The organism is Novosphingobium sp. ERW19, from assembly GCF_012641315.1.
Classification (GTDB): Bacteria; Pseudomonadota; Alphaproteobacteria; order Sphingomonadales; family Sphingomonadaceae; genus Novosphingobium.
In genome coordinates this window covers 39,286-57,648 of the sequence record NZ_JABAIC010000016.1, presented here as the reverse complement: position 1 = coordinate 57,648, position 18,363 = coordinate 39,286, and the positions used below count along the sequence as shown (strand labels likewise).

Here is an 18,363-nt window from a genome sequence, read left to right as displayed (position 1 = left end):
TCTGCTGACATAGCAAATCCTTTCAGAGTGGTTGGTAGCAAACCGACTCTGATCTCCTTCAGGCCGCTATCCAACTCTCATCATGGGATCTTTTCCGCCCGCTGCCGAGACGTGGGCGCGGACTGTGGTGCTGTCGATACTGTAGTGGCCGCTGTCCGCCATGATCTCAGCAAGCGTCACCGCGACGGTCTCCCAGACCCCGGCTTCACTCCATCGCCGGAACCGCCGAAAGATGGTGTTCCAGCTACCATATTTGGGCGGCACGTCGCGCCACGGAGCACCACACCGGAGCCGCCAGAGGATGCCGTTGATGATCGAACGGTTCTGCTCCGGTCGTCTGCCTCGGCCACGGCTCTCAGGCTCGATGGGCAATAAATCCTTCAGAACGCGCCATTCCGCTTCGGTCAGATCGCCCCTGCTCAAGCCTGCCTCCAAAAAGCAGCCTTGAATCAATCGGCACGATCTGCGTCAATCCTCCAGACTTCATCATAGGCACGTTGATCGATAAGGTGCCCAACGATCGAGGGGCAGCCGATGTATCGCATCACCTTGGAATGCTACGATGTTCCCCCAGCAGAGGGTGAGGAAGCGGCGCGCGACATTACAGAGGCGTTCCGGCTACATTATCCGCATGAAAACAACGCCATATGCACCTTCGTCGATGGCAAGCTGAGGCTTGTCGCCGAAAACGACCATGACCCAGACGGGCTAAATCTCATGGACGAGTTCTCGGACAACATCACGGCCTACGTCGGTGCGTTCGATGGCGACCTCAAACTCGTTAGCGTCGAAACGCTCGACTGAATTTGTCCACGCCGCCTAGGCATCGAATGTTTTAACAATTCAGTATAGTTAAGTGCCTGCCCTGAAAGTTGGTGAGCAATACCAGCATGTTGTGATTGAGGCCGTCCTGCGAGAGGATCTTTCGAGTCAGGCACTATCTGACCAGCTTTTGATCTGGCATGCTTTCCCTGTCTCGACCTCATGCGATGCCGCTTCCTCGCCGAAAGCTTCCACGAGAAATCCCAAGAATCAAAACCGGGACCATCGTCGCTCCGACCAAAGGAAACAGGATTGCAAGGGCACAGATCAGCGCTTTCATACCGTCCGGCATCCGGTCGCCCGCTTTAAGTTGCGGGTCGCCAAGCCTTCCTTGCGGCCTGCGCTTCCACCAGAGGGTCAGGCCGGCGACAATGCTGGCGACAAGCGTCAGGCACACGGCAAGATTGGCGATCTGGTTGGGAAAGCCATATTGTCGCCCCATGTGGGTCATGACGCCCCATTCGACGGCCTTGGCTGTCGGGCTGTAGTCCGACCATCCGATGTTGCCGATGATACGGCCTGAGCTTGGATCGACGTAGATGGTCCGCTGCCCCTCGGCCTTGTCCGGCACGTAGGAGATCATGAACACGCCGCCCCTGTCTTTGGGGTAGAAAATCCTCACACCACCGCCGAACCGCGCCCGGTCGAGTTTGGGCAGCAAAGCCTCGCTGTCGGAAATTCCAACCACCCCATGACCCGATCCACGCGGTTGGTGAATGTGCTTGATCGTCCACGGGATCTTGGCGCTGTCTGGATCGGCTGCGGTCATTGCCTTGTGGGCAGCATGGGGATCGGTCGCCCCGCCATTCTCTGCGCCGGCATCTGCTTTCGGCGGTGCCTTGAAGTTGGGCGACGCCGCGACAAACGGGATGACTTCGCCGATCTTCGCGAATTGAGGCCCCCAAAAGGCCGACCAGGGCAGCCCGGTCAGCACCAACAGGATCACGAAGACGGCGTTGAAGATCGACGGAATGGCGTGCAGATCACACCACAACCTTCGCCCTCTTGTTGCCAGGCGAGGAACGAGCACGCCTTTGACCTTCCACTTGCGTGGCCACCACAACCAGATCCCGGTCGCCATCATCACCAGCGTCCAGCACGCGACGAGTTCGACGACGTGGCTGCCGATATCGCCCCCAAGCAAAGTGCCGTGGAGGTCGCGGACGACGTTCATCGGCTGCACGGAAGGATCGGCTGTGCCGGTAACCCGTCCGCGGTAGGGATCGAGATAGACGTCCCGAACGGTTCCCTGTGCGGTTCGGATATTCCACACCGAGGCTTCATCCGGCTCGCGCGGTAGCCGCACCCGGTTGATTTCCCAGCCGGGATACGCGCCCTTGACGATTGCCTCTTGCCGCGCGAGCGGCATGGGCGTTGCTCCAGCGGCGATCGTCTGGATGTCCCGGTTCCACCATCCATCGAACTCACGGTCGAACAGATAGAGCGCTCCGGTGAGCGTCAGGACGATGAGCAAGGGGGCGGTCCAGAGCGCGGCGTAGAAATGCCAGCGCCAGACAGAGCGATAGCCGTGGGCCACGGCGGGATCGTCCGCTGCGGTTGCTGCTGAAGCCATTGGTCGATCCCGCGCTTAGAAGCCGACGCTCAGACGCACGCTGAACGTGCGTGGCTCGCCCGGATAGACTGCGAAACCGTTGCCCGAGGCCGTGAAGTAGCGCTCATCGAACAGATTGCTGAGCGTCGCGTCGATACGGACCGGCTTGAGGTCAACCCCGACGCCAATATCCGCCAGCGTGTAGGCCGGCAGAAGCACATTACTGCCGTCCACAAGCACCCGGTTGGTGATGTGGTTGACGCCGCCGCGCAGGGTGAGCGGTGTGCCGGGGATCGTCAGGCTGGTGCGCGCAGTGAAGCTGTGCTCGGGAAGATCGCCGATCCGCTTGCCGACGATGCCGTCATTGCTGCGCGTGACCTTGCCATTGAGATAGGCATAGCCAGCGTTCAGCTGCCACCAGTTGGTGACCTGCCATTCGCCTTCGACCTCCACACCCCGGACGCGCTGTTCACCGGCATTGATGCTGAAATCCGGATCGACCGGATCGGCGGTGACCGCATTCACGCGCTTGATCTGGAATAGCGACACACTGCCCCGGAAACCATCGGAGCGGTAGCGCAGGCCGAATTCGGCCTGGTTGGACTTCTCAGGCTGAAGTGGCTTGCCGGTGCGGGTCCGCGCGCCACCCGTGCTTTCGATGTCGAAGCCCGTGTTGTAGCCCACATAGACCGACAGCGCATTGGCGAGCTGATAGGTCGAACCGATCTGCCATATGGTGGTGCTGGTCTTGGCTTGATTGTTGGTTGGTCCCTTCCAGTCGCCATCCGATGCGTCGATCCAGCTATGCCGGACAGCGCCGATCAGGTTCCAGCGATCGGTGAGATCAATCTGATCTTGGGCGTAAAGAGCGTGCCCGTCGACATTGTAAAAGTTGTCGAAGGCGAAGGTCCTGGTCGGTTGGGTGCTGCTGAACGCATAGGCCGGCGTGAGCACGGTAATCGGTGTGACGTTGGTCAGGTTGCTTTGGGTGAACCGGCCACGTTCATGGTCATACTCGTAGCCGAAAAGAAGCTTGTGGGTGACCGAACCCGTCACGAGCCGACCGGAGAGATCGAGCTGGGCAATCGTGTAGCTGTCATCCTCGCGACCGGTACGGCCATTGCGGGTGATCGTCGTCGGATCGAGCGCATCGGGCGCGCGCAGCCGGATCTGGAGAAATCCACTGTTGAACTCCTGATACTGGAGGCGCGGCGTCACGGTCCAGTTGTCCGAGAGCTTCACATCCACCCATGCCTGCACCATCGGCGCATTGGCGGTCAGGGCGTCAACTGCAGGTTCGCCGAGGTAGAGGCTGCGGGACAGCGCACGTGTGCCATTGCTCTGCACGGTCCCCTTGATCGGCAAGCCGGGGTTCCGCTGCGTGTCGCGCTCGACATATTCCGCCACGAGATGCGCGGTGACGCTGTCGGACGGCGCATAGAGCAGGTTGAGCGCCACATTCTTGCGGTTCATGTCCTGATAGTCGACGAAGGTGCCGGACCGCTCGACTTCGCCGGTGATCCGCACGGCAAGCCCGGGTGCCAGACCGGTGTTCGTATCCACCGTCAGCATCTTCTGGTCATACTGGCCGAGCGTCACCGCGAAATTGCCAAACTGGCTGTCCTGTGGCTGCTTGGTGATGATGCTGACAATGCCGCCCACGGCCGACTGGCCGTAGAGAACGCCCGACGGACCTTTCAGCACCTCTACGCGATCGATGTTGGACAGGGCCGAGGCATCGACATCTTCATAGTATCGTTGGCGGATGCCATTGCGCATCTGATCGGCGAGGAAGCCGCGCACCTTGAGGCTGAACGACTGATAGGCACCGACACGCGAAAATCCGGGATTGGCGCTCGGCACGTTGCGCAGCAGGTCGCCAATCGAGCGCGCACCTTGCTCGATGATCTCGTCGGCCGTCACGATCTGGATCGACTGCGGCACCTTCGTGATCGGTATGCCGGACTTCGCGCCGAAGTCGCCAGACAGCTTGGTGCCGGTGACGATGATATCCCGATTGTCGGGATTGGCAATGTCGGCCGCCTCATCGGCCCAGGCCGGCGTGGCGACCAGAAGAGCGGACGCGAGAGCAATAGTCGAAGTTTTCATGGATGTTCCCCCCAGGAGTTGGCTATGATTGAAATGGGTCACACGATCAGGCGCCTGAGTTTCTCAAGCGCGGTCGCGTCTGATTCCTGGGTGTCGATGGTCCCGGAAAACTCGCCATTGGCGGTCATCAGATAGATCGCGGCGGTATGGTCGATGGTGTAGTCGCCGCCCGGCTGCGGCACCTTGGCCGAGTAAACCCCATAGCCCTTCTTGATCTGCTCAAGCCGGGCATCGGTGCCAGTCAGCCCGATGATCGGCGTGCCGAACAGCGCGACGTAATTGCCGAGATCTGCGGGCTTATCGTGGCCGGGATCGACCGAGACGAACACGATGTTGAATTTCATCCCGTCTGGCCCAAGCTGCTTTCTGAGCCGCGCCATGCGGGCAAGGCTGGTCGGGCAGACGTCAGGACAGCGGGTGAAGCCGAAGAAGATCGCATAGGGCTTGCCCGCCAGCGTCTTCTCGGTGACCGTCGAACCGTCAGGCGCGGTCAACGTGAATGGCCCGCCAAAGGCGTTCGCATAGCTGCTGGCAGGGTCGCTCGACCCTGAGCCTCCGCGCGAAACGACGGCGAGCCCAAGTCCGCCAGCGACAAGCAGCACCACAAGCCACAGAATCCAGCGGGGCGAACCACTGTCAGCGGTTTCGGCGGGCTCGAATGGTTCGGGATCAGTGGCCTGCATGGCCGCCCTCCATCGGACCGGTCGAGCCGACTGGTTGCACAGCGAATTGCACAGTGACGTTGCCGGCGCGCTGGAATTGGAGCGTCACGGGAAAGCGTTCGCCCTGCCGGAGTTGCCGTCTCAGACCCATGAACATGAGGTGATAGCCGCCAGGCTTCAGTTCGACCGCACCCTTGGCCGGGACGGCAATGCCATCGGTGACTTGCCGCATGCGCATAACGCCGCCGTCCATCGTCATGGTGTGAAGCTGGACCTCTGCGGCGACTGGGCTTGTGCCGGAAAGGAGGCGGTCATCACGTGTGCCGCTGTTGGCGATGGTCAGGAAACCGCCGCCGACGGCCTGTCCGACCGCAGTTTCCCGCGACCATGGATGCTGGATGGAAAGCGCGCCAGAGCGATAGCCGTGGGCTACGACTGTGCTTGCCAACAGGCTCGCGACGACGCCAAGCGCCAGTACCTTGGGCGAAATGCCGATCATGTTGGAAACTCCGTCTCGGCGGAGCAGATGGAAATCTCCTGCGCCGCAACTTGCTGGGTGGGTTCGAAAAGACCGAGGCCGAACGCCGCGTCGGTCCCCCGGGCAAACATGCACAGGGCGATCAGCAGCCAGGTTCGGCGGCGGAAGTGCTGCAACTGGCGGTGCCGTTCATCGGAAACGAAGAGGATGCCCATGGTTCAGCACCTCCGCGTCTGTGCGAGGGCTGCCGCCACCAGCGGGGCAACGGCGCGACGTTCCTCGAGGCTGAGGCACCGTCCGAACTCGATCGAACCGTCACGTCCTCGCAGGAACAGGCGCAGATCGGATGGACTGCGATCTTCAGTCGCAAGCCTCATCCAGAACGAAGGAAGTTCGATCTGCTGCCCTGCGCTGTCACGATGCCGGACCCTGCCTTCGGCAAGTTCGAGCGTCTCGCTGGCTGGTCGGGACTTGCAATGCCGTTCCAGCGCGAAAGTCAGACCTGCCATCGCCAGGATCGAGAAGGCAGGGACCAGCCAGTGGCCATGCAAGGCTGGCCCGATACTGGTCGCCACGAACAGCAAAGCGATGACGCTGAAACATACCCGCGCTTCCTGCGTCAGGTGCGAGCGGTTCTCCTGCATGTGCAGGATGAGGGGCTTCGAAGCGCCCCGGTCGGGCAACGCAACCAGCTTTTCAGGCTGGGGCGCCCAGGGCCGTTCGGATGAACGGCACAGCAATTCGTACATGGGAATGTGCTCCGGCTAAGCCGGTGCACGCGCAAAATGGGCGCAGGACCGGCCGGTCCGACAAATCGGTTCAGATTGTCAGACGAGAGCCGGGGGTCCGCGCAGTGGCGGACGGAGGTAGGATACGCGCTCGGGATGGGAGGTTCTGTTAGGCGCAAAGCCCAGAGCCAGGATGAAGGCCAGCGCCAGCGCCAGAAGTGCCGGGTCGGCACCCGTCATCGAAGCCATCGACAGCGACGCGAACGGACACTCGGCCTTGCCCTGCTTGCCGGACGAATCGCCAGGCTCGCCCTTCATTGGAATAACGAGTTGCTTGGTGATCACCTCACCCAATCCGTCATGGCAGAGCTGGATCGTCAGAACCTTGGAATTCTGCCCGATCATGTAGCCCGTGGGCACCACAATCTTCATGCACAGTGCGGCCAAGACCACCAACAAGGCCAAGGCGCGATGACGCTGCAGGAGGGCGCGCATGAGGTACATCCACGCGCCCCTTAGACGTGGACGAACTGAATGTCATTACGTCTTCATCAATCGCGATAATGGCGGTGTTGATGATGGCTATTTGGTCCCAATCGGGAACAAGCCATGCCTTTGGCTATCAAATTCTACAGCGAACCTGGCCAAATCGTGGTCGCTCGAATGCCGCTGCTCGCGCTGCCTCCCCCCTGATATTTCAATCAGAACACGGTGATGAATTTTGCCCGCCGAATTCGAGGCCGACGATGCGGTCAAGCCGGCTTGACCGGCATACCGTACCCGACGGGCGGCAGAAATGGAATATAAACCATTGGTATAACCTGAATTTGTTCCTTCTACGAAGGAGCAAGATCGATGTCAACGAATGGCTATGTGGTAACGCCAAAAGCGGTCGAAACTGGGAGATCGAATCGGCGTCGTCAGAATGGAATTACGAGCGAGAAGGTCAGGCTCGACGGCAACATCGCCCGGCGCAAGGTCAAAGCCAAGGAGTTCTTCTGGTGGGATACCGAACTGCCCGGCTCTGGCCTCAGGGCCTTCGCTGCGGGTTCGAAGAGCTGGTTCGTTCAGTTCCGCCAGCGCGGCAAGCAGAAGCGGGCCACACTCGGCCGCCCACCTGAATTAGGCGCGGAGGAGGCGCGCGTCTTGGCACGCGCGCAACTGGCCAAGGCTGCGCTCGACGGGCTGCCAGCGGCGCCGAAGCCCAGAGGCAAGCGCAGTGACGCGCCATTGTTTCGCGACTATGCGCCGCGCTTCTGGGCCGACTATTCCCGGCACGGGAAACCATCGACCCGCAAGGGCAATCGCGCCCGCATCTTCAAGGACCTGACCGAGATGTTCGGCGACCAGCGGGTCGATGCGATCCGCAAGGCCGATGTCCTGCGCTGGCGCGACAGTTGGGCCAACCGTTCAGGTGCGTTCAACCGCACGATCCCGATCCTGTCCGTGATGATGAGCCATGCCGAGCAGCTCGGGATACGCCCGCGCGGCTCGAACCCGTGCAAGGGAACCCCGCGTTTCAAGCGCAAGCTGGTCGATCGCTTTCTCAGCGCCCGCGAGTTCAATCGCCTCGCAGCAAGTCCCCGTGCGTTCGAGGAGAGCAACCCGATTGCGGTCCAGGCGATCCGGTTGCTGATCTACACTGGCGCGCGACATGGCGAAGTCGTGGGCTTGCGCTGGGAATGGGTACAGCCGCCGCGCTTGATGCTGCCCGACAGCAAGACCGGAGCGAAAATCGTCTACCACAATCGGCAGGCGCGGGCTGTGCTTAATGCGATGCCGACCAAAGCCGAGGCCGGCCTGGTGTTCCCTTCGCTACGTGGTGACAAGCCAATTGCGCTCAGCATTCCTTGGCTTGCAATCAGACAGCATGCTGCCTTGCACGATGTCCGGCTGCACGACCTGCGACACAGCTCCGCCTCAATCGCCATTGCCGATGGGATCTCGCTGGTCGTGACCGGGAAGCTGCTTGGTCATGCGCTGGCTGAAACCACCGAGCGGTATGCCCATCTTGCCGACGAAGCGATCGCCGATGCTGCCAAGCGCGTTTCGGGCTCGCTCGCCAAGTGCCTGGGGATCGCAGCATGACCCGCGTCTCTCTGGCTCGCATCATCGCGGATGATCTCGCGACCCCGCGCCGCTTCGATCCGGGCGCACGGCCCGGCGGGAGGCCACGCCGGGTGGTCTGGTCCGAGAAGCTGCCCGGCTTCGGCGTCCGATATTATGCGTCTGGGCTCAGCACCTACATTGTCCAGTCCCTGATGAGCGGCGTCATGGATCTCACCTGGAGCGAGGTGAAGGGAGGGCGGTTGCTTCTACATGACAGCAAGACCGGTCCCCGCACAGTCTGGCTCGGCGACGAGGCCCAGACGCTGCTCGCCTCATTAGAACGGCGCGGCGGGGCCGATCCGGTGCTCTGGAACAAGCTGACCCGTCGTCCGGTCCGGAGTATTGGTGAGTTCTGGAAAGGCGTGAAGGTCGAGGCCAATTTGCCCGGTGTCCGGATACATGACTTGCGCCATAGCTTTGCCAGCCATGCTGCGGCCCGCTCCGAGACCTTACCTATGATCGGCAAGCTCGTCGGCCACCCGCGGTTGCAGACGACATCGCGCTATGCGTCATCTCGATGACGGTTCCGTACTCGACGCAGCCGAACGGATTGGTGAGCTGATTGCCGATGCGATGGGCGAGGATCATTCATTGAACCATAATACTATGTGTGATATCGAAATGCCGATCCATGACCGGTAAGCCGCGAACCCGCATCTACAAGAACCGCTGGTTTGCGAAGTTCGCGAACCGGGAAGGGATCAGCGATGCAATGCTTGTCGCGGCCATCGATCAAGCCAGTCGCGGCCTGATCGACGCTGACCTCGGTGGCGGCCTGACAAACAGCGTGTCGCGCGCGAAGGCGGAGGCAAGTCCGGTGGCTACCGCACGCTGGTCTTCTTCCGCCAAGAGGAACGGGCCATATTCGCCTTCGGCTTTGCAAAGAGCGATAAAGCCAACCTCAGCGCGGCCGAGCTGAAGGTTTACAAGAAGGCCGCGAAGATCGTGCTCGCGCTGACCCAGGCGCAGATCGATACCGAAGTGCGTGAGGAAAGACTGTTCGAGGTGAATGACGATGCCCAGAACCTATAAGAGCGAGGCGCTCGCTGCCGTTCACGAAATGATGGAAGGGCTCCATGAAGCCGGAGCCATCGATAAGCGCACGCTGCGCGAGTTTGATGACACATGCCTTGTCCCGGCAACGCCGCTCCAGCCTGAGGAGATCAAGGCTATCCGCGAGGCGGAGCACGTCTCGCAGCCGGTCTTTGCGCGCTATCTCAATGTCTCGAAGAACCTTGTGTCCGATTGGGAGCGAGGGAAGAAGCGACCTGGCGGGCCGGCGCTGCGGTTGTTGTCGATCATTCAGCGCAAGGGCTTGGAGGCAGTCGCTTAGTCGGCTCTTGCGAACTGACCGGAACGGCAGGTTGCAATGTGGGAATTGCGGATAGCTGCCTTATATCGTCAGGCGGCTTGCTTCGATATTCCTTCTTCCTGACGAGCGAGTTTGTCCACGAGACGGTTGAACAGCGTGACGCCACGGTCATGGGTGGTGGGCATGATTTGGGCATCGGCGGTATCGTCGATCACGCGCTGTTGTGCCTCGATCATTTCCTTGTCTTCAGCGAAAGCCTGCGCGGCGATACCCATGAGCCTGTCGCGCACGTCAGCATCGCCTTGATCGTACCGCGGGCCCCAGGAGAAGAAGTAGCGCGCATTCTTGTCCCTCATCGGCGTTACCGCCTGACTGGTAAATGTCACGCCACTCACCGCCTTTGACAGGTCCGGCGGGCCATGTTCAAAAGCGCTTGCGGTTCCGAGCGGAAACACGCCACCCGTCATCAATAGGATGCCGGGGATCAGGAAGTCGTAAGTCATGAAGCTGTCCATCGGGACATCGCTTTTGCGTGAGGATGAACCAAGGGTGTTCTCGATCCACCGTTCATAGCGGATCCCCCGGTCCAGCGGCGTGATCCGGGCCTGCGTTTCGGCAAATTGCGGACCGGCACCGAAGCTGTTCGCATGAACGAAGGTGAGATGACTGAAATCAAGCAGATTGTCGTTGATGAGCCTTGCTTCGGCAGCATAATCCAGATGGCCGTGCCCGAGAATATAGTCCGGATGATCAAGGCCGACCGCGGACGGAATGAGGTTCTCATCGGCCTTGTCCTCATCGCCCATCCAGATCCAGGTCCAGCTGTGACGGTCGACTACGGGATAGCGCCGGACATGCGCTTTGGGCGGGATTGATTCTTGTCCTGGAATTTCCACGACCCGGCCTTCACGATTGAAAAGCAGTCCATGATACATGCACCGCAAGCCTTCCCCCTCGCAGCGGCCGAGTGAAAGCGGCGCTAGACGGTGGATGCAGCGATCCTCAAGCGCGTTGAGCGTGCCGCTTGCCGACCGCCAGACCACGATCCTCTCACCGAGGATCGAGAGGGCAAGCGGGATTTCCTTTGCCAGTTCATGGGACCATCCGGCGACATACCAAGCGTTGCGAACATATGACATGGCGCGATCCTCCGGCTGCGATTTGCAGAACGCAATTTGACTTAACAGTGTTAAGGAGTCAATCTGCCATACCCATGGCTACTCGCTCTCATCAAACTCTCGACATCGATCGCCTGGTCTCAACGGCATTCGAGTTGCTGGACCAGGAGGGCATAGATGCACTTAGCATGCGTCGGCTCGCGGCAAGGTTGGGAGTGCAGGCTCCGGCGATTTACTGGCACGTCAAGGACAAGGCCCAATTGCAGGGGCTGATGGTCGAGAGAATCTATGCTGCTGCCTATCGCGAGGTCGCCGCAGTAGGGGAATGGCGGGAATGGCTGAGACTATTTGGTCGCGCGCTTCGGCGCAGCTTTGCGGCACACCGTGACGGTGCTCGGCTATGCGCTCTGGCACGACCGGCTGTGCAGGCCGATCCGGCCGAGCGCGCACAACGCATAGCCGCGCCCCTCACTGCGCTGGGGCTCAGTCACGAGCAGGCATTGTCAAACCAGGCATCGGTCATATCCTTTGCACTGGGGTGGGCGACATTTGAGGCGAACGGTCCGATGCACCACTATCTGAACCAAATACTTGACTTTGAACGCAGCTTTCATGGTGGCCTGGACGCGCTGGTCAATGGATTGTCTGAAGCTGCAGTGCGAAGCGCCACAGCCGAGTAAAGGGAACCAATGCCAGCTTTCGGGATCTGGTAGGCCGCGACACGGTGTCTGGATTGAGCGCGGCACTTTCCATCCCACCAGTATCGATCGTTCCGGCGGCAGGCGACCAACTCACGCCGTTCATAGGCGGGTACCTTCAACGAACCAGGCTTGGCAGCCATGTCGTGTGTGAAGATCGGCGGCTGATTTTCGAAGAAGCGCCCGAAGCCTACAAGGATATCCGCGCAGTGATCACTGATCTTGAGCAGGCGTGGCTGGTGCGGGTGATCGCCCGCCTGCGGCCATTGCTTAGCTACAAGACGAGGGCGTCGTGATGGAGGTCATCCTGCATCTGACCTCAGGCGCCGGGCCGCTCGAATGTCGCTGGGTCGTGGCTGAGCTCACCCGGGCCTTTGCTCGCGAGGCCGCAAAGCAGGGGCTTGCCTGCGAGCTGCTCGATGGCGGCGATGAACTGCCCGTCTCGGTGCTACTGCGCATTTCCGGCGCACAGGCATCGGCCTTTGCAGCGCAGCGCACCGGCACTGTGCAGTGGATCGGCAAGAGCCATTTTCGCCCAGGGCACAAACGGCAGAACTGGTACGTGGGCGTATCGCTGGCCCCCGAGCCTGAGACGCTTGTCGATCTGAACGAGGCAGACATCGACTATCAGGCGATGCGCGAGCGGGCCGGGCGGCCAACACGTCAACAAGACCGACAGCGCCGTTCGCGCACTCCACCGGCCCAGCGGGCTGGTGGCCAACGCGCAGGAGCAGCGATCGCAGCACGCCAACCGCAAGCTTGCGCGGCTAAAGCTAGCGATCATGCTGGAGGAGCGGCGCGGGCAATCGAAGGACGAAGCCCGCCGCGTGCAGTGGCAAAGCCACCGCGAGCTGGAACGCGGCAACCCGGTTCGCGTCTATGCTGGCCCCCGGTTTGAACTGCGCAAGCGGGAATCAGGCTAGATCGCGCCAGTCGATACCGAAGCGCGCCAGATACTTGCGCAGCCGGTCGGCGTCGTTGGTACTGGCGCGCTTTGCCCGCGATGCGGCGAACAACTTGCGGCCTGCATCCGAGAGCGAACGGCTGGCCCGGCAGGTTTCGACAACGAACGCCAGCTGGACGCGGTCAAAGGGGTCGAGCGTTTCCAGCGCATCGCCTGCCAGAAGCGTGCCGAGCTCGTCGGAGTGCTGGTCTGTCCCCGACCACAGCCGCTTCAGCCGGGCGATCTCAGTTGCCACAACCTCGCTATCGATCCTGCCCTTGGGGGAAAAGGTCGCCATACGGGTGACACTGGAAGCCAGGTCACGGAAATTGCCTGGCCAGTGCGCTTCGCCGGACGTCGCGAAGGCGAGGTAGCGATCGCGCGCTTCCTTGTTGAAGGTCACTCGCTCACCCTCGCGCTCGGCGTGGCGATCGAGCTCATAGTCGAGGTTTGGCGCAATGTCCTCGCGGCGCTGGGCGAGGCCTGGCAGCGCGAAGGTCCACAGGTTGAGGCGCGCGTAGAGGTCTTCGCGGAATGTGCCGTCAGCGACGCACTTCGCAAGATCGCGGTTGGTTCCGGCGATCAGCTGGAAATCGCTCTCGGCCTCACGGTCTGCACCCACGGGAAGGAACCGCTTGTCCTCAATCGCGCGCAGGATCATCGCCTGCTCGTCGAGCCCCAGTTCGCCGATCTCGTCGAGGAACAGCATCCCGCCATCGGCGGTGCGCAGGAGGCCGGGCCGGTCTGCTGCCGCGCCGGTAAATGCGCCCTTCTTGTGCCCGAACAGTGCCGACATCGCGCTGTCGCCGCGCAAGGTGGCGCAGTTCACTTCGACGAATTGGCCGCTCACTTGCCGCTTGAGTTTCTTGAGTTCAAAGATGCGGCGGGCGAGCTGGCTCTTGCCCGCACCGGTCGGCCCCATCAGCAGTATCGGCGCACGGGTGCGGCTGGCAACCTGCTCGATCTCGTCGATCATCGTGTTGAACGCTGCATTGCGCGTTTCGATGCCGGACTTGAGGAACGAGGTGCTTTCCGCACTCTCGCTCGCAAAGCGCGTGGCAATGCTGTCGTAGCGCGACAGATCGAGGTCGATCACGCTCCAGGTTCCCGCCGCATCGGGCGCACCGCGCTTGGGCTGCGTCTGGAGCAGGCGTCCGGGCAGGTAATGCGCCTCGGTCAGCAGAAACAGGCAGATTTGCGCAACGTGGGTGCCGGTGGTGATGTGGATCAGGTAATCCTCGACATCCGGGTCGAGCGGTTGGGAACGCGCGAAATCGAGCAGCTTGCCGTAAACTTCTTCGAAGTCCCAGGCGTCGGCAAAGTCGATCGCATGCCGCTCGACCATCGTTTCGGGCGAGACCGAAGCGATGTCCTCGCTCACATACTCGGCCAGGCGGCTGTGCGCCGAGCCGTGGATCATCAGGAACCGATCGACCCGCAGGTCCTCGTGCATGCACAGGCCCACCGATGGCCGCCACTTCATCCAGCGTGACGGACCGAATTTTGAGGCATCGAGGGTCGAGCCGAGGAAGCTGATGACTGTGGTTGGCTTCATGCGCCAAATTTCTATCATCTTATCCTATGAGATACAAATTTTGAGCCCTGCCCAATTTCCTGAAACTCTAGGATGAGCAATTCATCCAGAAAATAGCAAGCTATATCAGATGGATATGAGGAATCTACAGGCCCGCCATCAAAACTGGCACGCCACCTGCAATTACTCTGGTGTCGGGTCGGTCGAACAGCCCGGCACAAGCGGAACCAAGAGGCGGCCGGAATGGGCCGGCCGCCTCCGAGGTCCGAAAGTTTCCAAGGAGTTGGACTATGGCCAACAAGAACCTTTTCGCATCGGCACTGTCGCGGTTCCTGCCGCGCGCCGACACGGTAAACCAGGCGGGTGGGTCCGCCTATGCCTATAGGCCCGAAGCCAAGCTGGCCCAGCTTGCCGCAACCGGCACGCTGTCCGACGGCTTCTACTCGAGCGCGGAGACCCAGCTCACCGATGTCGTGTTGGCGGCCAAGGACGTCGATCCGGAATGGGTCGCCAAGTGCGCCGTCTATGCCCGCCGGTCGGGTGCCATGAAGGATATGCCTGCCTTGCTGGCGGCCTACCTGACCATGGCCGATCCCGACCTGTCAGTGCGCGTGTTCAAGCGCGTTATCGATAACGGCCGTATGCTGCGCACTTTCGTGCAGATCATGCGTTCGGGTCAGGTCGGGCGTGCCTCGCTCGGCTCCCGCCCGAAGCGGCTTGTCCGCGAATGGCTGGAGCAGGCGTCGATGGCGCAGCTGATGCAGGCTGCGACCGGCAACGATCCGAGCCTGGCGGACATCGTCAAGATGGTCCACCCGGCTCCGGCCAATGCCGAGCGGCGCGCATTCTATGGCTGGCTGATCGGCAAGCCCTACGATGTCGCCGCCCTGCCCGCCGAGATCGCGGATTTCGAGGCTTGGAAGCGTGCGCCCTCGGGCGAACTGCCCCAGGTGCCGTTCGAATGGCTGACCGCTTTCCCGCTCTCGCCTGAGCAGTGGGGACAGCTTGCCACCCGCATTGGCTGGCAGGCGCTGCGGATGAACCTCAACACGCTGGCGCGCAATGGCGCGTTCGCGATTGAAGGGGTCACCGAAGCGGTCGCGGCTCGGCTTGCTGACAGGCAGACGATCGCCCGCGTTCGTCCGATGCCCTATCAGCTGATGATGGCAATGGGCCAAGTGGGCGACGGTGTGCCACTCGCGGTGCAGGCAGCGCTCGAAAGTGCGCTCGAAGCATCGCTGGCCGGTGTGCCGCCGCTCGAAGGCCAGGTTGTGGTCTGCCCCGACGTCTCGGGCTCGATGAGCTCGCCGGCGACGGGTTACCGCAAGGGGGCCAGCTCGAAGGTACGCTGCATCGACATCGCCGCGCTGGTCGCTGCTGCCGTGCTGCGCCAGAACCGCGATGCCCGGGTGATCCCGTTCGAGGTGGACGTGGTCAAGCTGAAGCTCGACCCCAACGCCCGTGTTGCCGTGAATGCGGCAAAGCTGGCCGCGGTCGGTGGCGGCGGGACCAATGTCTCGGCTCCGCTGGCGCGGCTCAACAAGGAGCGTGCGCGGGTCGATACGGTGGTGATCGTCTCGGACAACGAGTCTTGGGTCGATCCTTCGCGGCCCAAATGGTCTGGAGGGGGCGCCACGGCGACGATGAACGAGTGGAACAAGCTGAAGGCCCGCAACCCGGGTGCGAAGCTGATCTGCATCGACATCCAGCCCTATGGCTCCACGCAGGCCAAGGACCGGGCAGATATCATGAATGTCGGTGGCTTCACCGACGCGGTGTTCGACGCGATGGCGCGCTTTGCCTCCGGGCAGTCGCGCGACTGGATCGAGATCGTTCAGAATACGGAGGTATGAAGGAAAAGGGTCACGGCGAATGCCGGAAGGACTACATTGGATTTGTGTGTCGCGGGTTCGAGTCCCGCCTGCCTTTTGGGGCAGTAGCTCAGTCGGTTAGAGCAACAAACGCCGCAAGGCGGTCGTCTTTCCAATCCTGGTCGCCGTGACCCTTCGACAGAATTCAGGAATTGCCGTGGCGAATGCCGGTGGGACTACATGTCTCCAAACCGAAGGTCCGACGAGTAAAGCGCCCAGAACCGCTCGCGGTGACGGGAGATGCGGGTTCGAACCCCGCCGCAGACACGTAGCTTAAGGACCGCGTCTTGCCATCCCTTGTCGCGACGGCAAACCCAATTCACGGCGAATGCCGGATAAGGACTACATCCTTGCACGATGCAGGTCGCGGGTTCAAATCCCGCCGGGTCCACCAGGTGCGGGCCCGTAGCTCAGCGGATAGAGCGGCGCCCCTTGTGGGCAATGTCTTTCCCACACCTCGTCGCCGTGAAACCAATCAATGCTGGCGAATGCCGGCGGGACTACATCGGTAAAGGCCGAAAGGCCGAGCGGTTCGATTCCGCCCCGGAGCAATCCGGCCAGGGTTGCAAAGGCATGTCTCGTCAAACCTCGTCGCCAGTACCTGCAATTCGTCGGCGAATGCCGGTGGGACTACAAGGGTAGAGCACCCGCCCTTGCGGCGGGAGGTCGGTGGTCCGAATCCACCCTCGGAGCAATCCGAAGTAGCTCAGTAAAATGTCTCGCCACACCTCGTCGCCGACACCATGATGAAACACGGGAGGTCAGCGATGACCAGTACGACTTTTGAATTCCAGGCCGTCGAAGGCGGCGTGCCGATCAAGATGTGGACGCGCGGCGTTCCGGTTGACGACAAGGCGCGCGAACAGCTTTCACGCGCTGCGAAGATGCCCTTCATCTTCAAGCATGTCGCTGCGATGCCCGACGTCCATGTGGGGATCGGCGCTACCGTCGGCTCGGTAATCCCGACCAAGGGTGCGGTTATTCCGGCCGCCGTTGGCGTGGACATCGGCTGCGGCATGATGGCCGCGCGCACCTCGCTGATGGCGCACGATCTGCCTGACAACCTAGAGGGCATCCGCTCGGCGATCGAGCAGGCGGTGCCGCACGGGCGCGATGTCGGGCGCGGCAAGCGCGACAAGGGTTCGTGGGGTTCTCCGCCCCCGGCGATTGTCGAGGCTTGGGCCATTCTGTTGCAGCGCTTCGAGCGGATCTGCGACAAGTTCCCGCGATTGAAGAACACCAACAACCTGGTGCATCTCGGCACGCTGGGAACGGGCAACCACTTCATCGAACTGTGCCTCGATCAGGAAGCCCGGGTCTGGATCATGCTCCATTCCGGTTCGCGCGGGGTGGGCAACGCGATCGGCTCGTTCTTCATCGAACTGGCGAAGCAGGACATGCGCAAGTGGCACATCAACCTGCCCGACGAGAACCTCGCCTACTTCCCGGAAGGGACCGACCATTTCGACGATTACGTTGAAGCGGTCGGCTGGGCGCAGGACTTCGCCGCGCTGAACCGCCGCATGATGATGACCAATGTCATCGCAGCGCTGCGGGGCCAGATCGCGAAGCCTTTCGATGCCGAGCTTGAAGCGGTGAACTGCCATCACAACTACGTGACGCGCGAGAACCACTTCGGCGAGAACGTGCTCGTTACCCGCAAGGGGGCGGTGCGCGCGGCCAAGGGCGTGCTGGGAATCATCCCGGGCTCGATGGGAGCGAAGAGCTTCATCGTGCGCGGGCTGGGCAACCCCGAGAGCTTTGACAGCTGCAGCCACGGCGCGGGTCGGATCATGTCGCGCACCGAGGCCAAGAAGCTGGTGACGCTCGACGAGCACATCCGCGACACCGAAGGCGTTGAATGCCGCAAGGACGCCGACGTTATCGATGAGACGCCCAAGGCCTACAAGCCGATCGAAGCCGTGATGGCCGCCCAGGCCGATCTGGTGGAGATCGTCCATACCTTGAAGCAGGTGGTCTGCGTGAAGGGGTGACCCCCTTTGCGCAGACAGCTTTGGGGATCGCAAATGCGGGATTGGGTCAACGAATGGGTCCAAGAGGGCATGCTCTGGATTTGGCAGTACGCCAACACCAGACGAGGTTGGAATGGTTGGCACCTCGCTGCCGATCCTGAAGGTTGCAGGTCAATTCGCAATCTCTTGGACCGAATGAACGCTGGCAAAGAATGCCATAGAAGTCTGAAGTTGGAGCTTGTTTCGGAATCCCTGCTCAAAGGAATCGGATACGACAGGAAGTGCGCGCGTCAGTTCGACAAATTGAAGATTCATTTCTTGCCTGAAGCGGACGACCTGTCGCTTCATCCTGAAGACGACAAGCTTGTATTGACCGTAGGCAATCGACGGTTGCGGAAGCGGGCCTCTGCATTCGCTGACGTCGAAGTCGGGGGTGGAGATTTCGGAATAGCAG

The 18,363-nt window shown here is 61.5% G+C and carries 19 protein-coding genes and 2 pseudogenes; 10 read left to right on the top strand and 11 right to left on the bottom strand.

The window, feature by feature from the left end; genetic code table 11:
* Positions 1 to 66: 66 nt before the first annotated feature.
* Positions 67 to 423, bottom strand: coding sequence for an IS5 family transposase (locus tag HGI46_RS20580; protein WP_206065865.1), 357 nt, complete (start codon positions 421 to 423; stop codon positions 67 to 69).
* Positions 424 to 534: 111 nt separating this feature from the next.
* Between HGI46_RS20580 and HGI46_RS20575 the strand changes: the two genes are divergently transcribed.
* Positions 535 to 804: a hypothetical protein gene (locus tag HGI46_RS20575; RefSeq protein WP_168905669.1), complete on the top strand. Its 270-nt coding sequence runs from the start codon at positions 535 to 537 to the stop codon at positions 802 to 804.
* Positions 805 to 982: 178 nt separating this feature from the next.
* Here the strand turns inward: HGI46_RS20575 and HGI46_RS20570 are convergent, their stop codons facing one another.
* The 7 genes from HGI46_RS20570 to HGI46_RS20540 all read right to left on the bottom strand — a co-directional run bounded on the left by HGI46_RS20570 (position 983) and on the right by HGI46_RS20540 (position 6,855).
* Complete coding sequence (locus HGI46_RS20570; RefSeq protein WP_206065864.1) at positions 983 to 2,395, bottom strand: PepSY domain-containing protein; 1,413 nt, start codon at positions 2,393 to 2,395, stop codon at positions 983 to 985.
* A gap of 15 nt (positions 2,396 to 2,410) precedes the next feature.
* A complete protein-coding gene (locus tag HGI46_RS20565) occupies positions 2,411 to 4,483 on the bottom strand; it encodes a TonB-dependent receptor (protein ID WP_168905667.1) in 2,073 nt (690 codons plus the stop codon).
* 38 nt (positions 4,484 to 4,521) lie between these two features.
* The gene (locus HGI46_RS20560; RefSeq protein WP_168905666.1) at positions 4,522 to 5,166 is read right to left on the bottom strand and encodes an SCO family protein; all 645 of its coding nucleotides are present in this window, start codon (positions 5,164 to 5,166) and stop codon (positions 4,522 to 4,524) included.
* Positions 5,153 to 5,644, bottom strand: a complete 492-nt coding sequence (locus tag HGI46_RS20555) for a copper chaperone PCu(A)C (RefSeq protein WP_168905665.1) — start codon at positions 5,642 to 5,644, stop codon at positions 5,153 to 5,155. The genes HGI46_RS20560 and HGI46_RS20555 overlap by 14 nt, the downstream gene beginning before the upstream one ends.
* Complete coding sequence (locus tag HGI46_RS20550; protein ID WP_168905664.1) at positions 5,641 to 5,838, bottom strand: hypothetical protein; 198 nt, start codon at positions 5,836 to 5,838, stop codon at positions 5,641 to 5,643. Before HGI46_RS20550 ends, HGI46_RS20555 begins: the two co-directional genes overlap by 4 nt.
* A 3-nt stretch (positions 5,839 to 5,841) precedes the next feature.
* Positions 5,842 to 6,372, bottom strand: coding sequence for a DUF2244 domain-containing protein (locus tag HGI46_RS20545; protein WP_168905663.1), 531 nt, complete (start codon positions 6,370 to 6,372; stop codon positions 5,842 to 5,844).
* Positions 6,373 to 6,450: 78 nt separating this feature from the next.
* The gene (locus HGI46_RS20540) at positions 6,451 to 6,855 is read right to left on the bottom strand and encodes a DUF2946 family protein (RefSeq protein ID WP_168905662.1); all 405 of its coding nucleotides are present in this window, start codon (positions 6,853 to 6,855) and stop codon (positions 6,451 to 6,453) included.
* Between the two features lie 351 nt (positions 6,856 to 7,206).
* Here HGI46_RS20540 and HGI46_RS20535 point away from each other — a divergent pair, with 351 nt between their 5' ends.
* The 4 genes and pseudogenes from HGI46_RS20535 (at position 7,207) to HGI46_RS20520 (ending at position 9,793) form a co-directional block, all read left to right on the top strand.
* On the top strand, positions 7,207 to 8,439 hold the full coding sequence (locus HGI46_RS20535; RefSeq protein ID WP_168905661.1) for a site-specific integrase: 1,233 nt from the start codon (positions 7,207 to 7,209) through the stop codon (positions 8,437 to 8,439).
* The gene (locus tag HGI46_RS20530; protein WP_168905660.1) at positions 8,436 to 8,981 is read left to right on the top strand and encodes a tyrosine-type recombinase/integrase; all 546 of its coding nucleotides are present in this window, start codon (positions 8,436 to 8,438) and stop codon (positions 8,979 to 8,981) included. Before HGI46_RS20535 ends, HGI46_RS20530 begins: the two co-directional genes overlap by 4 nt.
* A 110-nt stretch (positions 8,982 to 9,091) precedes the next feature.
* Positions 9,092 to 9,492 (top strand): annotated as a pseudogene (locus HGI46_RS20525) (type II toxin-antitoxin system RelE/ParE family toxin).
* On the top strand, positions 9,476 to 9,793 hold the full coding sequence (locus HGI46_RS20520) for a DNA-binding transcriptional regulator (RefSeq protein WP_118074864.1): 318 nt from the start codon (positions 9,476 to 9,478) through the stop codon (positions 9,791 to 9,793). The pseudogene HGI46_RS20525 and the gene HGI46_RS20520 overlap by 17 nt, the downstream one beginning before the upstream one ends.
* A gap of 68 nt (positions 9,794 to 9,861) precedes the next feature.
* Here the strand turns inward: HGI46_RS20520 and HGI46_RS20515 are convergent, their stop codons facing one another.
* Positions 9,862 to 10,911: an aromatic ring-hydroxylating dioxygenase subunit alpha gene (locus tag HGI46_RS20515; protein WP_168905659.1), complete on the bottom strand. Its 1,050-nt coding sequence runs from the start codon at positions 10,909 to 10,911 to the stop codon at positions 9,862 to 9,864.
* Positions 10,912 to 10,985: 74 nt separating this feature from the next.
* On the opposite strand from HGI46_RS20515, the gene HGI46_RS20510 reads away from it, so the two are divergent.
* The 3 genes and pseudogenes from HGI46_RS20510 to HGI46_RS21980 all read left to right on the top strand — a co-directional run.
* Positions 10,986 to 11,570: a TetR family transcriptional regulator gene (locus tag HGI46_RS20510; RefSeq protein WP_168905658.1), complete on the top strand. Its 585-nt coding sequence runs from the start codon at positions 10,986 to 10,988 to the stop codon at positions 11,568 to 11,570.
* 53 nt (positions 11,571 to 11,623) lie between these two features.
* Complete coding sequence (locus HGI46_RS21985; protein ID WP_240946926.1) at positions 11,624 to 11,884, top strand: RtcB family protein; 261 nt, start codon at positions 11,624 to 11,626, stop codon at positions 11,882 to 11,884.
* A 342-nt stretch (positions 11,885 to 12,226) separates the two neighbouring features.
* Positions 12,227 to 12,511: pseudogene (locus tag HGI46_RS21980) on the top strand (peptide chain release factor-like protein); the annotation flags it as partial.
* Here HGI46_RS21980 and rtcR read toward each other — a convergent pair.
* On the bottom strand, positions 12,503 to 14,086 hold the full coding sequence (rtcR, locus tag HGI46_RS20495; protein WP_168905657.1) for an RNA repair transcriptional activator RtcR: 1,584 nt from the start codon (positions 14,084 to 14,086) through the stop codon (positions 12,503 to 12,505). The pseudogene HGI46_RS21980 and the gene rtcR sit on opposite strands and share 9 nt — an antisense overlap.
* Positions 14,087 to 14,355: 269 nt before the next feature.
* On the opposite strand from rtcR, the gene HGI46_RS20490 reads away from it, so the two are divergent.
* Together HGI46_RS20490 and HGI46_RS20485 are read left to right on the top strand one after the other, a co-directional pair.
* A complete protein-coding gene (locus HGI46_RS20490; RefSeq protein WP_168905656.1) occupies positions 14,356 to 15,918 on the top strand; it encodes an RNA-binding protein in 1,563 nt (520 codons plus the stop codon).
* A 785-nt stretch (positions 15,919 to 16,703) separates the two neighbouring features.
* Positions 16,704 to 17,930, top strand: coding sequence for an RtcB family protein (locus HGI46_RS20485; protein ID WP_168905655.1), 1,227 nt, complete (start codon positions 16,704 to 16,706; stop codon positions 17,928 to 17,930).
* Positions 17,931 to 18,080: 150 nt separating this feature from the next.
* Here HGI46_RS20485 and HGI46_RS21975 read toward each other — a convergent pair whose 3' ends face one another.
* Complete coding sequence (locus HGI46_RS21975) at positions 18,081 to 18,257, bottom strand: hypothetical protein (protein WP_206065863.1); 177 nt, start codon at positions 18,255 to 18,257, stop codon at positions 18,081 to 18,083.
* Positions 18,258 to 18,363 lie beyond the last annotated feature (106 nt).